Raw genomic sequence first — 3,033 nt, forward strand, 5'->3', positions numbered from 1 at the left:
ACTTCCAGCGCGACGGTCTCCGCCAGATGGAAGTGCCCAAGGGCCGTGTGAACTACGAGCCGAACAGTTTCGACGGCGGCGCGCCGCGAGAGAATCCAACGCGCGGATTCGCCAGCCATCCCGAGGTGCTCGACGCCACCAAGCAGCGCAAACGCTCCGAGACCTTTGCCGATCATTATTCCCAGGCGCGGATGTTCTTCCGCTCGATGACCAAGCCGGAGCAGACCCACATCGTCAGCGCGTTCGCCTTTGAACTGGCGAAGGTCGAAACCAAAATGATCCGCCTGCGGATGCTCGGGCACCTCGCGAACATCGACCCTTCGTTGCACGATCAGGTCGCCGATGCACTCGGGATGCCGGGGAAAGCCGACGCCATCACACCCGCCGTCGCGCCGCGTGACCTGGCGTCTTCGCCGGCGTTGAGCCTCATCGGCAAGGCGCCCACGACCCTGGCCGGGCGCAAGATCGGCGTGCTCATCACCGACGGCTTTGATGCCTCGCTCCTCGCCGCGCTCCGCCGTAGCGCCAAGGCCGAGAAAGCTGCGCTCGCTGTCGTTGCCCCGAAAGTGGGCGGAGCGACCGACAGCAATGGCACCCTGGTCGAAGCGGACTTCCCGCTTTCCGCCGCACCGTCGGTGTTCTTCGACGCCGCCGTCATCCTCGCCTCTGAAGCCGGGGCCAAAGATCTCGCGACTCAGGTCGCCGCTGTCGCCTGGGCGGGCGACGCCTTTGCGCATCTGAAGGTGATCGGTCACACCGCCAAGGCCCAGCCGTTGCTCGACCGCGCGGGAGTGAAACCAGACGCAGGCATTGTCCCACTCGCGAATGACAAGGCCGTTGCAACATTCATCGCCGCCGCGAAGAAGGGACGCATCTGGGATCGCGAACCCAGCCTGCGCCGCCCGGGCTGAGGTCTGATGCACAAACCTATGGCTCGTGGAAGAACGAAGCGGCCGCGGCATATCCAGATGCCGCTCACGATCTTGATTACCCTGGTGGTGACGGTCGCTCTGACCGTGCTGGCTTAAATCTACGCACCGGCGAAAAGCAGATCCAACTCACCCATCCCTCTGCCGTCAAACGTGGAAATATCCGAACTCCCACGAAGACCAACCACCCACTCCTCCGGGCCGGGGCGCTCCCAGATGCTAACGCGGCATCCGAGCGCAAATCCAGTGAGCGCCACGGATGACCTCCATGTCACAACGAACCCTCCTCCCGGACTGCAGCCGCGTTCGTTGTATTCATATTTGTGGTTTGGTGCCGCGTTGTTCGTGTTGCTCGGATCCTTCGCGCTGCTTTCACCCAGCCTGCTTTCCTTCCTGTTGATTCTGCTCGTGTCGTTCGCGGTGAATCCGATGATATTTGCGGATGCGGATGCGGATGTGGCTGGGCGGCAGAACAATGCACGCCGAGGCGATGCATTTGGAAGTCACTCATCGAGTTGGCGGAAAGGTTCAACGGTATTCATTTCCTGCGCGATGTTTAGCGGATCGAGACGAAACACCCTTTGCTCGATTTTCGTGCCGGGACTGAGGTGAAAGAGCTTCAAAGCCGGTTACGACATCGAACAGCTCTTCGTCGATGGAGTCCTGCCGCAGGCGGTGATAGGTGCCGTTCAGCGTCTCCAGCAATTCGTCGATGTTCTTGTCGGCGCGCTGCATTGCGGCTAGGCGGCTGGTATTTTCGCTGGCGAGTGACTCGGCGCAGGCGCGGAAGAGGGAAATGAAAAGGTATTCGCGGATGAGCGCGCCCAAGGTCGCGGTGCCGCCGCACATGACATCGGGCAACGTCATTGTCGGCCAGGGAATGTTTGCCAGATCGCGCTGCCATTTTTCGTCGAGTGGCAAGAGCCGTTGGCTGACGGGTTCATAGAGCGCACCGGATTTCGGGCGATTGTGGAAAACATAGAGTTGCGAGCATTCGCCCTCGGCCCGATGCGCTTCGCTTTCGATCTGAATCTGCCCGACAAGCGGGGTGATACCTTGGACGGAATTCGGAACGGCAAAGAGGCCGATCGGATTCAAGCCGGCGTCAGCGAGTCTCGCCTGGACGCGCTCACCCACGGCCCAGACTGTGGTCTTTCCGGACATGGCGGTCAACGTCTTGATTGCGTAGTCGGTGATGATGTCATTGAACTGGCCTACCAAACCCTGGTCAGAGCCGAAGACGACGGCACCGATCTCGCCCTCGTCGGCTTTTCGATTTCGCTCCACCGGTAACACCGTTGATTGGGTTGCGAGAAAACAGGCGCTCAATCCCAACTCCACCGTGCGATAGTAGTCGCCGAGCGCTTGCACTGATTTGTCGTATTGGCCAATGCTTGATGCGGCCAAAGCTTTCATCGATCGGACGACGGATTGGAGATCGCCCGCACTACTGATCTTGCGGCGCAGGCCTGCGATGGTGTCGCTCATGATCGCGTTGAGGTGTGGGATTTGGCTCCGGCATGGATCACGCCGTCTTCCATTTCGTAGGTCCAGTCGAACACATCGAGCGAACGCTGATCGTGGGTGACGACGATCACACCCGTGCCGCGCTCATGGGCAACCTTGCGGAATAATTCCATCACCTGCCGGCCACGATGGCTGTCGAGCGCGGCGGTCGGTTCGTCGGCGAGCAGGAGGTCCGGTTGATTCGCCAGAGCACGAGCCACGGCCACGCGCTGTTGCTGGCCGCCGGAGAGGGCGTCGGGCAGATTGACCGCGCGATCGGCCACGCCGAGGTAGTCGAGCAATTCCAGCGCGCGACGCCGCGCCTGTCGGGGCGGCACGTCATTGATTTCAAGTGCGACCTGAACGTTCTGAAGGGCGTTCAAGAACGGGATGAGATTCGCCTTCTGGAAGACGAAGCCCAGGTGATGCCGCCGGAAGGCGCGCAGACTGACCAACGGCAGCGGGCCATCCAGCACCGGCACGCCGCCAATGAGGATGCGGCCGGACGTGGGTGGATTGATAAGCCCCATCGCCGTCAACAGTGTGGATTTCCCCGCGCCGCTCGGCCCGAGCAGCGCGATGACCTGGCCGCGCGCGA

3 protein-coding genes are annotated in these 3,033 nt (G+C 61.6%); 1 reads left to right on the plus strand and 2 read right to left on the minus strand.

Going from position 1 to position 3,033, the window contains the following annotated elements; genetic code table 11:
* The first annotated feature begins 26 nt into the window (after window positions 1-26).
* Window positions 27-911 carry a catalase-related domain-containing protein gene (locus SGJ19_08420; protein ID MDZ4780261.1) on the plus strand — a complete coding sequence of 295 codons (885 nt, stop codon included), beginning with the start codon at window positions 27-29 and terminating at the stop codon, window positions 909-911.
* 546 nt (window positions 912-1,457) lie between these two features.
* Here the strand turns inward: SGJ19_08420 and SGJ19_08425 are convergent.
* Together SGJ19_08425 and SGJ19_08430 are read right to left on the minus strand one after the other, a co-directional pair.
* Window positions 1,458-2,417: a F0F1 ATP synthase subunit gamma gene (locus SGJ19_08425; protein MDZ4780262.1), complete on the minus strand. Its 960-nt coding sequence runs from the start codon at window positions 2,415-2,417 to the stop codon at window positions 1,458-1,460.
* The coding region (locus tag SGJ19_08430) for an ABC transporter ATP-binding protein (protein ID MDZ4780263.1) at window positions 2,414-3,033 on the minus strand (620 nt) is incomplete at its 5' end. The genes SGJ19_08425 and SGJ19_08430, both read right to left, overlap by 4 nt.

The sequence above is a fragment of the Planctomycetia bacterium genome, assembly GCA_034440135.1.
Classification (GTDB): Bacteria; Planctomycetota; Planctomycetia; order Pirellulales; family JALHLM01; genus JALHLM01.